Genomic DNA, 16583 nt, shown 5'->3' on the forward strand with positions numbered 1-16583 from the left:
TCAGCGACCGTCGCCGTCGGGGTCGATGCCCGAGTCGAGCCCAGGGAGGATCCCGTCCTCGACGGCTCGACGCAGCAGGTCGACCTTCGTCGGGGCCGGGCGACCGACCTCGACGTACTTCACACGGATCCGGTCGAGGTACTCACGGGCCGTCGAGTACCCGATGCCGAGCTGCTGGGCGGCGAGCTTGAGCGGGAGACCCGAGGCGTAGAGGTGCAGGATCTCGCGCTCGCGGCGGCCGAGCTGCGCCTTCGCGAAGTCACGGTCGGCGTCGATGGCGCTCGCCCACTCGAGGTTGTTGAGCACGTCACCGCGTGCGACGGTGGCGACCGCGGCCATCACCGTCTTGGTGGCCGAGGACTTCGGGATGACGCCGGCAGCCCCTGCTGCGAGCGCCTCACGCACGTTGGCGACACGGTCCGCGATGGAGTGCACGAGCACCGCCGATCCCGTCCCCTGCACGCCCTTGACGTTCTCGGTCACGGTCGAACCGTCACCGAGGGACAGGTCGAGGACGACGACGTCGACCTCTCGCCCGTCGAGGTTCTGGACGTACTCGGGGACGCTGGCGGCGGTGAGCACCACCTCGAACCCCTCGTTCTGGCACGCCGCCTGGATCCCGAGTCGGACGGACTCGTGGTCGTCGACGATCGCGACCCGGACCGGCCTGGTGGCCGCCCCTGACGTCTCGGTGCTGGTGGTTGTCGTTCCTGCTGCCACAGTGGCCTCTCGTTCCGATGCGCGACGCCGGCCCCTGAAACCGGAGTGCCATCAACGACCCAGGATACCCAGCCCGGACTCAGGTGCGGGGCTTCTCCGCTGCGCCACGCTGGCCGGTCCGCCGATTGGTGGACACCCCGACACGCAAGGACCCGCGGTCGAGCGACCCCCGGACCTCAGCGCGCGGGGACCAGGCGTGCGACGGCTTCCAGGTGGTGGGTGTGCGGGAACAGGTCGAAGGCCCGCAGTGCTTCGAGTCGGTAGCCGAGGTCGGCGAACGTCGCGACGTCGCGGGCCAGCGCCACCGGGTCGCACGCCACGTAGACGACCTGCTCCGGCTGGAGCGCGGCGATCTGCACGACCACGTCACGACCGGCACCGGCGCGGGGCGGGTCGAGCACGATCGTGCCGGCGCGGAAGCGGTCCTTCTCGGCGCGCGAGGCGTTCGCCACCGTGTTCGTCAGCCAGCGGTCGACGCGGCCGGTCTCGGCGCGGGCGCCGAGCCACTCGGACAGGTTCTCCTGCGCGTGCTCGGTGGCACGGGCGGCACTCTCGACGCTCGTGATGCGCGCCTTCGGGCCGACCAGGTCGCCGAGGGCGGCGGCGAGCAGGCCGACGCCGCCGTACAGGTCCAGGTGGGTGCCCTCGGGGTCGAGGCGGTCGCGGTCGACCAGGTCCTGGACGGCCTCGGTGAGCACGGTCGCCGCGGCGCGGTGCACCTGCCAGAACCCGTTGTCGTCGACCTGGAACGTGCGCTCCCCCACGACCTCGGTCACCACGGTGGGCTTCTGGTCGTCGATGACGAGCCGCGCGCCCTCGGAGCCGCTCGGTGCGAGGACGTCGATGACCGACGAGCCCGGCAGCGCACCACGGCCGAGCGGGGCGCTCTGCTGCACGACGGCGGTCGCGAGCGGCAGGCCGGTCACCGGGATGACGGAGTGGGAGCGCGCCGCGAACGGGCCTGCGGTGCCCTGCTCGTCGACGTGCAGCCGGACGCGGGTGCGCCAGCCGAGGCCGTTCGCCGCGTCGTCACCGGGCGCTGCCTCGACGACGACGTCGTGGCCGAGCACCTCGGCGAGGTCCATCCGTGCGAACCGTGCGAACGAGTCGACGAGGACGTCGTGCTTGAGCGTGCGCTGGTGTGCGAGGGCGATGTGACCGAACTCGGCACCACCCGGGCGCGTCTCGGGGTCACGCTCGAGCGCGGCCTCGGGCCAGACGTGGTCGACGCGGTGCTCGCTCGGCGTGATGACGCTCACCGTGTCGGCGCGCCAGAACGACTTCTTGCGGTCCTCGGTCACCCGGGCGACGACGCGCTCCCCGGGGATCGCGTCCGAGACGAAGACCACCCGTCCTTCGTGCCGTGCCACCGAGATGCCGCCGTGGGCGATCCCGGTGACGTCGAGTTCGAGCAGCGTGCCGACGGATTCACCCATGGTGAGATGGTCCCATGCGTCTGTACCTCGCGAGTACATCCCCCGCCCGCCGAGCACTGCTCGCCCAGTCCGGGATCGAACCCGTGCTCGTGTCCCCCGGGGTCGACGAGGACGCCGTCGGCGCCGCCGCCGCGGCATCGCTCGGCCGTGACCTGACCGGTCCGGAGCTCGTCTCGCTCCTCGCCGTCGCCAAGGCGTCCGCGGTCGCCGACTCCGCGGTCGCCGGGTCACCGGTCGACGGGGTGGTGTTCGGCGGCGACTCCGCGTTCGAGGTCGACGGACAGCTGTACGGCAAGCCGCACGACCCCGCGGTCGCCCGGGAGCGCTGGCGGCAGATGCTCGCCGCCGGCGGCGGGACCCTGTGGAGCGGACACTGCGTGATCGATCGACGGCGCGACGACCGGCACCGGGACCCGGAACCGGCCACGGGACGGCCTGGAGGCGCGGCACCGGCCCGCACCGTGCCTCCCGTCCGGTCCCTGGTCACGTCCACCGCCGGCGTCCCGCAGCTCGGTGACGTCGCGCCCGGCGGGTCGGCGCTGGCCGCCGCCGGCGACCGCGTGGTCGCGGTCGACAGCGCGGTGCTGACCTTCGCCGACGACGTGTCCGTCGACGAGATCGACGCGTACGTCGCGACGGGCGAGCCGCTCGAGGTGGCGGGTGCCTTCACCATCGACGGTCGGGCCGCGGCGTACATCACGCGGATCGACGGGGCACCGTCCGCCGTGATCGGGATGTCGCTGCCGGTGCTGCGGTCGATGCTCCTCCGGGGCTTCGGCATCGCCTGGCACGACCTGTGGGCACTGTAGACATCCGCACCTGTTCCGGGTGGTTCTTTGTGGGTGCCAGTCAAAACGCACTCCCGCCGCACGAATACGCTGCTGTGTCATGCCCCGTATCAGCAAGGTCCTCATCGCGAACCGCGGCGAGATCGCCGTCCGCATCATCCGCGCGGCCCGCGACGCGGGCAAGGCATCGGTCGCGGTCTACGCCGACCAGGACCGCGATGCCCTGCACGCCCGCCTCGCCGACGAGGCCTACGCGCTGAACGGCACCACGAGCGCCGACACGTACCTCGTCATCGACAAGATCATCTCGGTCGCCCGCCGTTCCGGTGCGGACGCCGTGCACCCGGGCTACGGGTTCCTCGCCGAGAACGCCGACTTCGCCCGCGCCGTCATCGATGCCGGGCTCGTCTGGATCGGCCCGTCGCCGGAGTCGATCGAGCGCCTCGGCGACAAGGTCTCCGCGCGCCACGTCGCCGAGAAGGTGGGCGCGCCGCTCGCCCCCGGCACCATCGAGCCCGTGCAGGACGTCTCCGAGGTCTTCGACTTCGTCGACCAGGTCGGTCTGCCCGTCGCGATCAAGGCGGCGTTCGGCGGTGGCGGTCGTGGTCTGAAGGTCGTCCGCGACCGTGCCTCGGTCGAGGAGCTCTTCGAGTCCGCCACGCGTGAGGCGATCGCCGCGTTCGGTCGGGGCGAGTGCTTCGTCGAGAAGTACCTGGACAAGCCGCGCCACGTCGAGACCCAGTGCCTGGCGGACGAGCACGGCAACGTCGTCGTGGTCTCCACCCGCGACTGCTCGCTGCAGCGACGCCACCAGAAGCTCGTCGAGGAAGCCCCGGCGCCCTACCTGACGCCCGAGCAGCAGACCGCACTGTACGAGTCGTCGAAGGCGATCCTGCGCGAGGTCGGCTACGTCGGCGCCGGCACCTGCGAGTTCCTCATCGGCGCCGACGGCACCGTGTCGTTCCTCGAGGTCAACACCCGCCTGCAGGTCGAGCACTGCGTCTCCGAAGAGGTCACCGGCATCGACCTGGTGCGCGAGCAGTTCCGCATCGCCGAGGGTGGCGTGCTCGACTACTCGGACCCCACGCCGCGGGGACACTCGTTCGAGTTCCGGATCAACGGCGAGGACCCGGGTCGCAACTTCTTCCCCGCGCCCGGCCCGGTGCACGCCTTCAACGCACCGTCCGGCCCCGGCGTCCGTGTCGACTCGGGTGTCGTCTCCGGTGACGTCGTGTCCGGCTCGTTCGACTCGATGCTCGCGAAGCTGATCGTCACCGGCGCCACCCGTGCCGAGGCGCTGGAGCGTTCGCGTCGTGCACTCGCCGAGTTCGAGGTCACCGGCCTGCCGACCGTGCTCCCCTTCCACCGTGCCGTGGTGTCCGACCCGGCGTTCGCGACGGCCGACGACGAGCCGTTCAGCATCTACACGCAGTGGATCGAGACCGACTTCGTGAACGACATCCCGGCGTGGAGCGGCTCCCCCGAGGAACTGCCGGCCCCGGCTGCGCGCGACAGCGTCGTGGTCGAGGTGCAGGGCAAGCGCATCGAGGTCACCATGCCGTCGATCGTCGGTGGCGGTGCTGCCGGTGGTGTCGCCGGTCGTCGTCCGGCCGGCCCCACCGCTCCCCCGAAGCGCCGCTCGTCGGCCGTCCGCGGGGGTCTGGCGAAGTCCGGGTCGTCCGTCGCGTCGCCGATGCAGGCCACCGTGGTGAAGCTCGCGGTCGCCGAGGGCGACACCGTGGTGAAGGGCGACCTGCTCGTCGTGCTCGAGGCCATGAAGATGGAGCAGCCCGTGCAGGCCCACAAGGACGGCGTCGTCACCGGGCTGAACGCCCCGGTCGGCCAGACGGTCTCGTCCGGTCACGTGCTGCTCGAGCTCGCGTAGCGCGGAGGTTCCGTCTCGCAAAACACCGGTGTTCGCCGGTTGAACACGCGCAACCCGCGGTTCGACTCGTGAACACCGGTGTTTTGCTTCATCGAACACGGCGCACTCCGGCCGCCTCGAGTGCCAAGGGGCCGTTGCCGCCCGGCTGCACGTCCGGCCACGTCACGCGGACGACCCTCCGGACGTGGCGGTGGGCACGGAGCCGGTCCTCCCGGAGCTTCTCGTCGATGACGACGCGCTCGGGCGAGCGACCAGCGCGCGTCGTCCGGTCGCGGTACTTGACCAGCCCGTCGAACTCCACCACGACGCCGGCGTCCTCGAACCAGAAGTCCACCCGGCCGATCAGGCCTGCCGCATCACGGAACTCCTGCTGCAGCACCGGCGCCGGGAACCCCGCTTCTGCCCAGCACAGCCGCGCCACTGACTCACCCGGCGAGTCAGCAGCCGCGTCCGCGAACTCGATCGCCCGTCGCGCGCGGGTGGACGCGCGCGGACGCGGCTCCCGGCTGCGCAGTTCGGCGAGCAGCGCGTCCTGCGACACTCCTCGGGCCAGCACCGCGTCCAACACGACCACCGCCGTGCGGAACGATGCTCGGAGCGCGACGTCGACCCCGGTGACCACGAGGGTCGTGACGGGCAGGCCGCCGACGCTCGCACAGGCGATGGTGCGACCCGCCCCTCCGACCTTCTGCAGGTGTGCGCGACGTTGCCCGGTGGCTCGACGCGGATCGGTGGCGACGACGTGCTCGGGGAACTCCCCGAGCCACGGGAGTCCGAGCATCGCCACAGCCGACTCGTGGGAGATCACGAGGGCGGTGTGGATGTTCGGCGCGACCGCTTCGACCCGTGCTCGATGGCGCTCCGCTGCGCTCGCTGCTTCGAACGCGCCACGTTCGACGTACCGACCCGCCGTCAGGCGGATGAGGGTCCCGCGGCGAGCGGCATCCGCGAGCCGTCGGTGCGCTCTCGGATCGGGATCGCCCGGAGCCGCGCCGAACACCGTGATGTGAGCCATGGCCCAACGGTCACGGCTCCCGCGCGGCCCACACGACGGCAACACGCTCCTTGTGAGGAGCCCTCGCTCCCCCACCCCCTGTGGAGGAACAGCAAAACACCGGTGTTCGCGCTCTGCACCGCGTTGTGCGGGTGTCCAGAGCGCGAACACCGGTGTTTTGCGGACCGCGCCCTACGACACCAAGGGGCGCACCGACTCGGCGAGGGCGTCGACCAGGCGCTGGGCCTCGGCGGGGGTGTCCGCGACGGTGTCGATGTAGACCTTCACCTTGGGCTCGGTCCCGCTCGGGCGGACGATCACCCGGGCGTCGCCGGACAGGTCGTAGCGCAGGATGTCCGAGGGCGGGAAGCCCGCCACCCCGTCGGCGTAGTCCGTCACCGTGTGCACGTCGAGCCCGCCGAGCGTCGACGGCGGCGTGGACCGGAGCGACGCCATGATCTCGCCGATGCGTGACAGGTCGTCGACGCGGGTCGCCACCTGCCCCGACGCGAACGCGCCGAACTCGGCGGCGAAGGCCTCGAGGTGATCGGCGATGGTCGAGCCGGACGCGGCGAGCTCGTCGGCGAGGGACAGCAGTTCGAGCGCAGCCGAGATGCCGTCCTTGTCGCGCACGACCGACGGGTCGACCAGGTAGCCCAGGGCCTCTTCGTAGCCGAACAGCAGCTCGGGCACCCGCGAGACCCACTTGAAGCCGGTCAGGGTGTCGCGGTACTCCAGCCCGTGGCGCGCAGCCACCCGGGCCAACGCCGGCGACGAGACGATCGACGCGGCGAGCGTGCCGGTCGCGCCCGACTCGGACGCCCGTGCAGCGGCACGCCACCCGAGCAGCCAGCCGACCTCGTTGCCCGACAGCCGGCGGTAGGACGGCGCACCGGCGTCCGCGGCCGTCGGGATCGCGAGTGCGAGCCGGTCGGCGTCGGGGTCGTTCGCGATCACCAGGTCGGCGCCGACGGCGAGACCACGGGCGATCGCCAGGTCCATCGCGCCGGGCTCTTCCGGGTTCGGGAAGGAGACCGTCGGGAATGCTCCGTCCGGCTCGATCTGCTCCGGCACCACGGTCGGTGACGCGAACCCGGCGGCGACGAACACCGCGCGAGCGGTCTCCCACCCGACGCCGTGCATGGCCGTGTAGACGACCTTCGGCTGCTCGTCGACCCCGAGTACCGGAGCGGGCACGATCGCGGCCGTGGCGGCCACGTAGGCGTCGACCAGAGCCGACGTCGCGACGGTGTAGTCCGTGCCACGCGGCAGGTCGGTGACGGACCCCGCGGCGACGGCGTCGATGGCGTCCGCGATCTCGCCGTCGACGGGCGGCACGATCTGCGAGCCGTCGTCGTCCTGACCGAGGTAGACCTTGTACCCGTTGTCCCGCGGCGGGTTGTGGCTCGCGGTGACCATGACGCCGGCGCCGACGTCGAGGTGCCGGACGGCGAACGCGAGCACCGGCGTCGGCAGGGCCGAGGGCAGCAGGGTGACCTCGAGCCCGAGGCCGCGCATGACCTCGGCCGAGTCACGTGCGAAGACGTCCGAGTTCACCCGGCCGTCGTACCCGATCACGACGCTGCGCGAGCGCCCGGTGTCGATGAGGAACCGTGCGAGCCCTGCAGCGGCCTGGGTCACGACGACCCGGTTCATCCGCAGCGGGCCCCAGCCGAGCTCGGCACGAAGGCCGGCGGTGCCGAACTGGAGCCGGCCGTCGAACCGCTCGGCGAGCGCCCGGACAGCGGGACCGTCACCGTCGGCCGCCGCGTCGATCGCCGCGGCCAGCTCGTCGCGGGTCTCGGGGTCGGGGTCCTGCGCCAGCCACGCCCGCGCGGTGCCGAGCACCTGGTCGAGGTCGAGCTTCACGACGCCGGCTGCCCGAGTGCGGCGACCACGCGTGCGAGCAGGTCGGCGATCACCGGCTCGGCCTGCTTGCCGGCCTCGAGCACCTCGGTGTGCGACAACGGGGTCTTCTGGATGCCCGCGGCGAGGTTCGTGATGAGCGAGAACCCGAGGACCTCCATGCCGGCCTGACGGGCCGCGATGGCCTCGAGCGCGGTCGACATGCCGACGATGTGTCCGCCGATGGTCTTCGCCATCTGGACCTCGGCCGGGGTCTCGTAGTGCGGGCCGCGGAACTGCGTGTACACGCCCTCGTCGAGCGACGGGTCGACCGTCCGGGCCAGCTCGCGCAGACGCGCCGAATACAGGTCGGTCAGGTCGATGAACGTCGCGCCCTCGAGCGGGCTGTCCGCGGTCAGGTTGATGTGGTCGCTGATGAGCACCGGGGTGCCCGGGGTCCAGTGCTCCTTGATGCCGCCGGCGCCGTTGGTCAGCACCATGATCGAGGCACCGGTCGCAGCCGCCGTGCGGACGCTGTGCACGACCCGACGGACCCCGTGACCCTCGTAGTAGTGGGTGCGGGCACCGATGACGAGCGCGTGGCGGCCGTCGGCGAGGCGGATCGACCGGATCGTGCCGGAGTGTCCGGGGACGGCCGAGGCGCTGAACCCGGGGACCTGCTCGGCCGGGATCTCGGACACGGTCTCACCGATGATGTCGGCGGCCTTGCCCCAGCCCGACCCGAGGGTCAGGGCGATGTCGTGCCGCTCGATGCCGGACTGTTCGGCGATGGCGACTGCGGCGGCCCGCGCGACCTCGAACGGGTCGGCAGCGGGGTCGTTCAGCGGGTTCTCGGTGCTCATGCCCCAACTCTAAAGGGCGGACGCCCGCCGCAGCGGCCGCCGCAGCGGCCGCCGCAGCGGCCGCCGCTGCACCCGCCTCAGTGCTCGCCGAGCGCCCGGTCCACCGCTGCCGTGATCTCACCCTGGTCGAAGTGGTTCGCGATGACGATGACCTCGGCGTAGGTGTCGCCGATCGCCTCGACGAACTCCTGACTCGTCAGGATCACGTTGGCGTCGTCGGAGACGTCCCGCACGGACGCGACGTCCGCCGCGACGACCGACGCCGACAGCCCGAGGGCGTCGAGCGCCTTCTCGGCGTTCACCTTGAGGATGCCGCTCGAGCCGATGCCGGCGCCGCAGATGGTCACGATCTTCACGCGGAGACCCCCATGATCGTGCGGACCTCGTCCGCGGTGGTCGCCGCCGCGATCCGCCCGGTCACGGTGGCGTCGTTGAACAGGTTCGCGATCTCACCGATCGACTCCAGGTGGGTGCCGACCTCGGCCACCGCGAGCCCGAGCACCACGCGGACGGGGTCGTTGTGCGGGTGGCCGAACGCCACCGGCGTCGCGAGCGTCACGATCGCGAGTCCGTCCCGCACGACGGCACCACCCGGCCGGGCGTGCGCGAACGCGAGCCCCGGCGAGATGACGATGTACGGACCGTGCTCCTCGACCATGCCGATCATGGCGTCGGTGTACTCGTCGGTGGTGGCGCCCGAGGCGACGAGCGCACCGCCGACCAGGCGCATCGCGTCACGCCACGCGGGCGCGTCCGCACCGAGGAGGACGGCGGTGTCCGGCAGCGGTGGCAGTCCCATGCGTCAGGCCTCCTGGTACCCGGCCGTGATGGTGGCGATGATCTCCTCGCGGTCCTCGAGCGGCAGGAACGACCCGAGCGCGGCGTTGATCTGGAACGCCGCCAGGTCGTCGAGGTCGTACCCGAACGTGCCGGCGAGCAGTGCGAGCTCCTTCGACAGCGAGGTCCCGCTCATCAGGCGGTTGTCGGTGTTCACCGTGACGCGGAAGCCGAGCTGGTAGAGCACGTCGAACGGGTGGTCGGCGAGCTCGTCGCCCCACGCGGCGATCGCCCCGGTCTGCAGGTTGGACGACGGCGAGACCTCGAGCGGGATCTCGCGGTCGCGGACCCACGAGGCGACCTCGCCCAGGGAGGCCAGCGTCGAGCCGTCCCCGGCGTCGGACAGGGCGACGTCCTCGAAGATGCGGACGCCGTGCCCGAGGCGGAGCGCCCGGCCGTCGACGAGGGCTGACCGGATGGAGGCGAGCCCGTCGGCCTCGCCCGCGTGGACGGTGACGGGGAACAGTTCGGACGCCAGGTAGTCGAAGGCGGCGCGGTGGTTCGAGGCGGGGAACCCGGCTTCGGCACCGGCGATGTCGAAGCCGACGACTCCGGCGTCACGATGTCGGACGGCGAGCTCCGCGATCTCGAGCGACCGGTCGGCGTGCCGCATCGCGGTGACGAGCTGGCCGACGCGGATGCGCCCACCGGCGGCGTCGACGGCTTCCTCGATGCCGGCCTGCACGGCCTCCACCGTCTGGTCGAGGGTCAGCCCGCCCTGCAGGTGCTGCTCCGGCGCCCAGCGGACCTCGCCGTAGACGACGCCGTCGGCGACCAGGTCCTCGACGAACTCGCGGGCGATCCGGGTGAGCTGCGGTGCGGTCTGCATCACCGACGTGGTGACGTCGAACGTCTTCAGGTACTCGACCAGGGAGCCGGAGTTCGACTGGTCGGCGAACCACTGCCCGAGCTCGGCCGGGTCGGTGGTGGGGAGCGACACACCCGCCGAGGCCGCGAGCTCGATGATGGTCGCGGGACGCAGGCCGCCGTCGAGGTGGTCGTGCAGCGAGACCTTCGGCAGGTCGTTGATGACCGCCCCGGCGTCGGGCAGGCGGTAGGTCGGGGCGTCGGCGCTCATGCCCCCAGGCTATCGGTGGTCACCGCCGCCGCGCAGGCAGCTGTGCACAACCCACGACGGAAGACACTGGAGGCTCCCCACAGGTGTGCAGGGAGCCTCCGGTTCGTCGGGTGGCCGGGTTCAGGACCCGATGCGCTCGCGCACGATCGACCCACGTGCCGCGGCAGCGGAGCCCGCCGGGCCGATGGTCCACGCGCCCTCGAGCGACTCCAGCGCACGCGGGATCCGCGACGCGTCGTCGGAGTGCAGCGTCCATAGCGGCTGGCCCTCGGTCACGGTGTCCCCCGGCTTGACGTGGAGCTCGATGCCCGCACCGGCCTGCACCGGGTCCTGCGCGCGGGCACGACCGGCCCCGAGCCGCCAGGCCGAGACGCCGAACGGCAGCGCGTCCTGCTGCGTGAGGACCCCCGACGTCGGAGCGGTGACGACGTGCTGTTCGCGGGCCACGGGCAACGCGGCGGACGGGTCCCCGCCCTGCGCCTCGATCATCCGACGCCAGGTGTCCATGGCGCGGCCGTCCGCGAGCGCCGCGGCCGGGTCGGCGTCGGGCAGTCCGGCCAGCGTGAGCATCTCGGTCGCGAGCGCAACCGTCAACTCGACGACGTCGGCGGGGCCGCCGCCGGCGAGCACCTCGACCGACTCCCGCACCTCGAGCGCGTTGCCGATCGTCAGCCCGAGCGGGACCTCCATGTCGGTCAGCAGCGCCGAGGTCGCGACCCCGGCGTCGTTGCCGAGGTCGACCATGGTCTGCGCGAGCTCCCGGGACGCCTCGTACGTCGGCATGAACGCGCCGGACCCGAACTTGACGTCGAGCACGAGCGCCCCGGTGCCCTCGGCGATCTTCTTCGACATGATGCTCGACGCGATGAGCGGGATGCACTCGACGGTGCCGGTGATGTCGCGGAGCGCGTAGAGCTTCTTGTCCGCGGGTGCCAGGCCGGACCCGGCGGCGCAGATGACCGCGCCGACGTCCTGCAGCACCTGCATCATGCGGTCGTTCGAGATGGACGCCTGCCACCCGGGAATCGACTCGAGCTTGTCGAGCGTGCCGCCGGTGTGCCCGAGTCCGCGACCGGACAGCTGAGGCACCGCGACGCCGAACGACGCCACCAGGGGTGCCAGCGGCAGGGTGATCTTGTCGCCGACCCCGCCCGTGGAGTGCTTGTCGACCGTCGTCTTGCCGAGCGACGAGAACGACATCCGCTCCCCCGACGCGATCATCGCGAGCGTGAGGTCCTTGATCTCACGCCGCTCCATCCCGTTCAGGAAGATCGCCATCGCCATCGCGGCCATCTGCGGGTCCTCGACGTAGCCGCGGGTGTACGCGTCGACGAGCCAGTCCACCTCGGCGGTGCTCAGGGCCCCGCCGGAGCGCTTCGTACGGATGAGGTCGACGGTGTCGAACGGCTCGACGGCCATGTGGATCAGTGCTCCTGCTGGTAGGTGGCGAGGGTGCGCGGCCCGAAGGCGTCCGGCAGGACCTCGTCGATGGTGCGGATGCCGGAGAGCGTCTCGAGGAGCATGCCCTCGGTCGAGTGCTCGAACAGCAGCTGGCGGCAGCGGCCGCACGGCATCAGGGTCGCCCCGTCGCCGTCGACGCACGTGAACGCGACGAGCTTGCCGCCGCCGGTCATGTGCAGCTGCGACACGAGCGAGCACTCCGCGCAGAGCGTCACCCCGTAGCTCGCGTTCTCGATGTTGCAGCCGGAGACGATCCGGCCGTCGTCGGTGAGCGCCGCGGCACCCACCGGGAACGACGAGTACGGCGCGTAGGCGCGCCGCATCGCGGCCGTGGCGGCGTCCCGCAGGACGCCCCAGTCCACGTCGTCGACCGGGAGGCCCGTGGCGGCGTCCGCCGGGTCGGTGGCGGTGACCGCCTGGTCACCTGGTTGCTGCGTGTCGGTCATGTGTCGTGCCTCCAGGCCGTCAGCTCTTGATGTAGGGCTTGCCGGACGCGGCGGGGCCGCGCGACTGCCCGACCAGGCCGGCCACGGCGAAGATCGTCACCACGTACGGCAGCATCAGCAGGAACTCGCTGGGCACGGGTGAGTCGATCGCTCCGAGCGTGTTCTGCAGGTTCGACGCGAAGCCGAACAGCAGCGCCGCGAGCGTCGCCTTGATGGGGTCCCACCGGCCGAAGATGACGGCGGCCAGCGCGATGTAGCCGGCGCCCGCGGTCATGTCCTTCGTGAAGGGCCCGACCGCGTCGAGCGTGAAGTACGCCCCACCGAGACCGGCGATCGCACCGGCGAGGGAGACGTTCCAGAACCGGGTGCTCGTGACGTTGATGCCCACCGTGTCGGCGGCCTGCGGGTGCTCACCGACCGCGCGGAGGCGCAGGCCCCAGCGGGTCTTGAACAGGCCGAAGGTGACGACCGCCACGGCGATGTAGGCCAGGTAGACGACGACCGTCTGCTCGAAGAACACCGGACCGATGACCGGGATCTGGTGCAGCAGCGGGATCTCGACCTTCGGGAACCGGATGCCGATGTTCAGGGTCTCCTCGTTCGGGGAGAGCACCTGCGAGTACAGGAAGCCGGTCAGGCCGGAGATGAACGCGTTGATGACGACACCGACGATGACCTGGTCGACCAGGTACTTGATGCTGAACGCCGCGAGGACGAACGACACGAGCATGCCGGCGACGAGCGCGGCGACGAGGCCGACCCAGGGCGACCCGGTGATCGACGCGACCATCGCGGAGCTGAACGCACCGGCGAGGAACTGGCCCTCGATCGCGATGTTCACCACGCCGACCCGCTCGGAGATGACGCCGCCGAGGGCACCGAACACGAGCGGGACGCTCAGGCTCAGCGCGCCGAGCAGCAGGCCGGGGATCGGCAGGGACGAACCGGCCGCGGCCCAGGTCAGGAACCCGATGACGAAGACGACCGCGAACACCGACGTGACCCACAGCGGGACCCGGCGGAGTGCCCGCGTCTCGATGAACGCGTACACGGTCAGGATCGCGAGCAGGACGATGACGACGATGCCCGTCCCGAGCGCGGGCAGCGGGACGTTCGGCAGCGCGAAGAAGTCACCGGCGTTCGCGAGGCGGAACGTGGTGGTGCCGGAGCGCGGCAGCAGGCCGAACAGCACGATCGCGATGAGCGTGAACACGCCGTACCCGATCGGGAGCTTCCAGCTCCTGGTGGTCTCGACCGGACGGTCCGCGAGCGGCGACGCGGGGGCCGCGGTGGGGCTGATGGTGCTCATGCGGCGACCGCCTTCTTGCTGGTCTTGCTCGTCTTCGTGCGCTTGCGTGCACCCGGCTGCGGGATCCGGAAGATCGCGCGGACGAGCGGCGGCGCCGCGATGAAGAGGACGATGAGGGCCTGGATGACCCCGACGATGTCGATCGGGATGCCGTTGGCGGCCTGCATGGCGTAGCCACCGTTCTTCAGCACGCCGAACAGGATGGCCGCCCAGAAGACGCCCCACGGCTTGGAGCGGCCGAGCAGGGCCACGGTGATGGCGTCGAAGCCGATACCGGCGTCGATGCCCGAGGTGAAGCCCGAGGTGACGGCACCCTGCACCTGGTAGGCGCCGGCGATGCCGACCAGGGCACCGGAGATCAGCATCACCCAGATGGTCAGCGCCGGGACGCTCATGCCGGCCACACGGGCGGCACGGGGGTTCTCACCGATGGTGCGGAACCGGAAGCCGAGCGACGACTTGTTGACGAGCCACCAGACGACGACGACCGCGATGATCGCGACGATGAACCCGAGGTCCACGCCGTACCGCACACCGAAGAGCTGCGGCAGGAGCGCGCTGTCCTTCGTGGCGGGCGAGATCGGGTTGCTGCTGCCCGGGGCCTGCAGCAGGCCCGGGGTGCGGAGCAGGTAGCTGACCAGGTAGAGCGCGACGTAGTTGAGCATGATCGTGACGACCACCTCGTTCGCACCCGTCCGGGCCTTGAGCACCCCGACGATGCCGCCCCAGACCGCGCCGCCGACGATGCCGGCGAGGATCGTGAGCGGGATGTGGATCGCGGCGGGCCCGTCGAACGAGAACCCGACCCAGCCGGCGGCAGCGGCGCCCATCAGGATCTGCCCCTGGCCGCCGATGTTGAACAGTCCGGCGCGGAAGGACAGCGCGATCCCGAGCCCGGCGGCGATGAGCGGCACCGAGTAGTCGACGGAGCGCGTGAGCGGCCCGATCGCCTGCTGGAACGAGTCCGCGCCGAAGTTGAACACCGAGCCCTGGAACAGCGAGGCGTAGGCGCCGCCGACCGCGGTGCCGATCGCCTGGAGCATGTCGGTCGGGCGGGCGAAGAAGTAGCCGGCTGTGGCCCGGACGTTCTCGTCCGTCACCGCGATGAGGATGCCGCACGCGACCAGCGCGAGGACGACGGCGAGCACCGTGACGAGCACGGAGCCGTTCAGGATCCCCTGCAGGGCGGCCTGCCAGCGGTCGCCACCGGCGCCGTTGCGGCGCTCGGTGTCCTCTGCCGAGTCCGTCATCAGGTGCGGGGTCGCCTCGACCTCCTGCAGACGGTCGTCGGTGAGCGGGGCGTCCGCGGTGCCGTGCGCAGCCGGGGTCGGCTGCTGCGTGTTGTCTGGTTCCTGCGCGGTCACGCGGCCAGCTCCGTTCCTTCAGGGAGTTCCCCGGCCATCATGAGGCCGAGGACGTCACGGGGGGTGGTCGCGGGGACGATGCCGACGATGCCGCCGCGGTACATCACGGCGATCCGGTCGGCCAGGGCCACGACCTCGTCGAGCTCGGTGGAGACGACGATGACCGGCACACCGGTGTCGCGGGTGGCGACGATGCGCTTGTGGACGAACTCGATCGAGCCGACGTCGATGCCACGGGTGGGCTGCGCGGCGACGAAGAGCCGCAGCTCACGGCTCAGTTCGCGCGCCAGGACGATTTTCTGCTGGTTGCCACCGGAGAGCCGACCGGCCGCGGTGGTGCGACCCGGCGTCCGGATGTCGAACTCGGCGATCTTCTCGTCGGCGAAGGCGTCGCGCTCGGCCGAGCGGATCGTGCCGGCGCGGACGAACTCGGCGTGGTCGGCCCGATCGAGCATCAGGTTCTCGGCGATGGTGAACTCGCCGACCAGGCCGTCCTCCTTGCGGTCCTCGGGGACGAAGCCGACGCCGGCGTCGAGCACCTGCTTGACGCTCCGCCCGGTGAGTTCCTTGCCGTCGAGGGTGATGCGGCCGGCGTGGGCGGGCTCGAGGCCGATGATCGCCTCGGTGAGCTCGGTCTGCCCGTTGCCCTGCACCCCGGCGATCGCCAGGACCTCGCCGCGGCGCACCGTGAAGGAGACGTCGTCGACGAGCACGATGCCGGACGGGTCGGTCACGGTCAGGTTCTCGACGACCAGGGCGTCGGCGCCACCGGACGCAGGAGCCTTGTCGACCACGAGCGAGACGGCACGGCCGACCATCAGCGCGGCCAGCTCGTTGTTCGTGGCGGTCGGCGATGCCTCGCCGACGACCTTGCCGAGACGGATGACCGTGATGCGGTCGGCGACCTCGCGCACCTCGCGGAGCTTGTGGGTGATGAAGACGATCGCGGTGCCGGCCTCGCGGAGCTGGCGCATGATGCCCATCAGCTCGTCGGTCTCCTGCGGGGTGAGGACGGCCGTCGGCTCGTCGAACACCAGCACGGAGGCGTCGCGGGACAGCGCCTTGATGATCTCGACGCGCTGCTGCACACCGACGGGCAGGTCCTCGACCTTGGCGTCGGGGTCGACGTCGAACCCGAAGCGGTCGGAGATCTCCTGCACGCGCTTGCGGGCACCGGCCAGGTCGAGCCGCCCGCCGAAGGTGGTCTGCTCCTGCCCCAGCATGACGTTCTCGGCGACGGTGAACACGGGCACGAGCATGAAGTGCTGGTGCACCATGCCGATCCCGGCGCGCATGGCGTCACCGGGGCCGTCGAAGTCCTGCACCACGTCGTCGAGCAGGATCTCGCCCTCGTCGGCGTCGTACAGGCCGTACAGGACGTTCATCAGGGTGGACTTGCCGGCGCCGTTCTCACCCAGGAGGCAGTGGACCTCACCCGGCTCGACGGTGAGCGAGATGTGGTCGTTGGCGACCAGGGCGCCGAACCGCTTGGTGATGCCGCGGAGTTCGAGCTTCATGTTCGGGAGTCTATTTCTGTCTCGCGCGCGCCACACGGGC

15 protein-coding genes are annotated in these 16583 nt (G+C 71.3%); 2 read left to right on the forward strand and 13 right to left on the reverse strand.

The window, feature by feature from the left end; all coding sequences use genetic code 11:
- Entirely contained in the window at positions 1-720 is a 720-nt protein-coding gene (locus HP445_RS08585) for a response regulator transcription factor (protein WP_017888757.1), read from the reverse strand.
- 176 nt (positions 721-896) lie between these two features.
- A complete protein-coding gene (locus tag HP445_RS08590; protein ID WP_027466465.1) occupies positions 897-2156 on the reverse strand; it encodes a class I SAM-dependent RNA methyltransferase in 1260 nt (419 codons plus the stop codon).
- A 14-nt stretch (positions 2157-2170) separates the two neighbouring features.
- Here HP445_RS08590 and HP445_RS08595 point away from each other — a divergent pair, with 14 nt between their 5' ends.
- On the forward strand, positions 2171-2965 hold the full coding sequence (locus tag HP445_RS08595) for a Maf family protein (RefSeq protein ID WP_128781041.1): 795 nt from the start codon (positions 2171-2173) through the stop codon (positions 2963-2965).
- Between the two features lie 79 nt (positions 2966-3044).
- Positions 3045-4829, forward strand: coding sequence for an acetyl/propionyl/methylcrotonyl-CoA carboxylase subunit alpha (locus tag HP445_RS08600; protein WP_071406410.1), 1785 nt, complete (start codon positions 3045-3047; stop codon positions 4827-4829).
- Between the two features lie 88 nt (positions 4830-4917).
- Here the strand turns inward: HP445_RS08600 and HP445_RS08605 are convergent, their stop codons facing one another.
- The 11 genes from HP445_RS08605 to HP445_RS08655 all read right to left on the reverse strand — a co-directional run bounded on the left by HP445_RS08605 (position 4918) and on the right by HP445_RS08655 (position 16543).
- Positions 4918-5844 carry a hypothetical protein gene (locus tag HP445_RS08605; protein WP_128781040.1) on the reverse strand — a complete coding sequence of 309 codons (927 nt, stop codon included), beginning with the start codon at positions 5842-5844 and terminating at the stop codon, positions 4918-4920.
- 171 nt (positions 5845-6015) lie between these two features.
- Positions 6016-7692 (reverse strand): phospho-sugar mutase, encoded by a 1677-nt coding sequence (locus HP445_RS08610; protein WP_128781039.1) that lies wholly within the window; start codon positions 7690-7692, stop codon positions 6016-6018.
- A complete protein-coding gene (locus HP445_RS08615) occupies positions 7689-8531 on the reverse strand; it encodes a purine-nucleoside phosphorylase (protein ID WP_128781038.1) in 843 nt (280 codons plus the stop codon). Before HP445_RS08615 ends, HP445_RS08610 begins: the two co-directional genes overlap by 4 nt.
- 77 nt (positions 8532-8608) lie before the next feature.
- Complete coding sequence (locus HP445_RS08620; protein ID WP_027466460.1) at positions 8609-8887, reverse strand: PTS sugar transporter subunit IIB; 279 nt, start codon at positions 8885-8887, stop codon at positions 8609-8611.
- Entirely contained in the window at positions 8884-9330 is a 447-nt protein-coding gene (locus HP445_RS08625; protein ID WP_071406407.1) for a PTS sugar transporter subunit IIA, read from the reverse strand. The genes HP445_RS08620 and HP445_RS08625 overlap by 4 nt, the downstream gene beginning before the upstream one ends.
- 3 nt (positions 9331-9333) lie before the next feature.
- A complete protein-coding gene (locus tag HP445_RS08630; RefSeq protein ID WP_128781037.1) occupies positions 9334-10446 on the reverse strand; it encodes an adenosine deaminase in 1113 nt (370 codons plus the stop codon).
- 120 nt (positions 10447-10566) lie between these two features.
- Positions 10567-11865 (reverse strand): thymidine phosphorylase, encoded by a 1299-nt coding sequence (locus HP445_RS08635; protein ID WP_128781036.1) that lies wholly within the window; start codon positions 11863-11865, stop codon positions 10567-10569.
- A 5-nt stretch (positions 11866-11870) separates the two neighbouring features.
- Positions 11871-12353 (reverse strand): cytidine deaminase, encoded by a 483-nt coding sequence (locus HP445_RS08640; RefSeq protein ID WP_128781035.1) that lies wholly within the window; start codon positions 12351-12353, stop codon positions 11871-11873.
- A 19-nt stretch (positions 12354-12372) separates the two neighbouring features.
- Complete coding sequence (locus HP445_RS08645; protein WP_111056109.1) at positions 12373-13662, reverse strand: ABC transporter permease; 1290 nt, start codon at positions 13660-13662, stop codon at positions 12373-12375.
- Positions 13659-15026 carry an ABC transporter permease gene (locus HP445_RS08650; protein ID WP_175330802.1) on the reverse strand — a complete coding sequence of 456 codons (1368 nt, stop codon included), beginning with the start codon at positions 15024-15026 and terminating at the stop codon, positions 13659-13661. The genes HP445_RS08645 and HP445_RS08650 overlap by 4 nt, the downstream gene beginning before the upstream one ends.
- Positions 15023-16543 (reverse strand): ABC transporter ATP-binding protein, encoded by a 1521-nt coding sequence (locus HP445_RS08655; protein WP_128781034.1) that lies wholly within the window; start codon positions 16541-16543, stop codon positions 15023-15025. Before HP445_RS08655 ends, HP445_RS08650 begins: the two co-directional genes overlap by 4 nt.
- Between the last annotated feature and the right edge of the window lie 40 nt (positions 16544-16583).

The sequence above is a fragment of the Curtobacterium flaccumfaciens genome (assembly GCF_013359815.1).
GTDB classification, from domain to species: domain Bacteria; phylum Actinomycetota; class Actinomycetes; order Actinomycetales; family Microbacteriaceae; genus Curtobacterium; species Curtobacterium flaccumfaciens.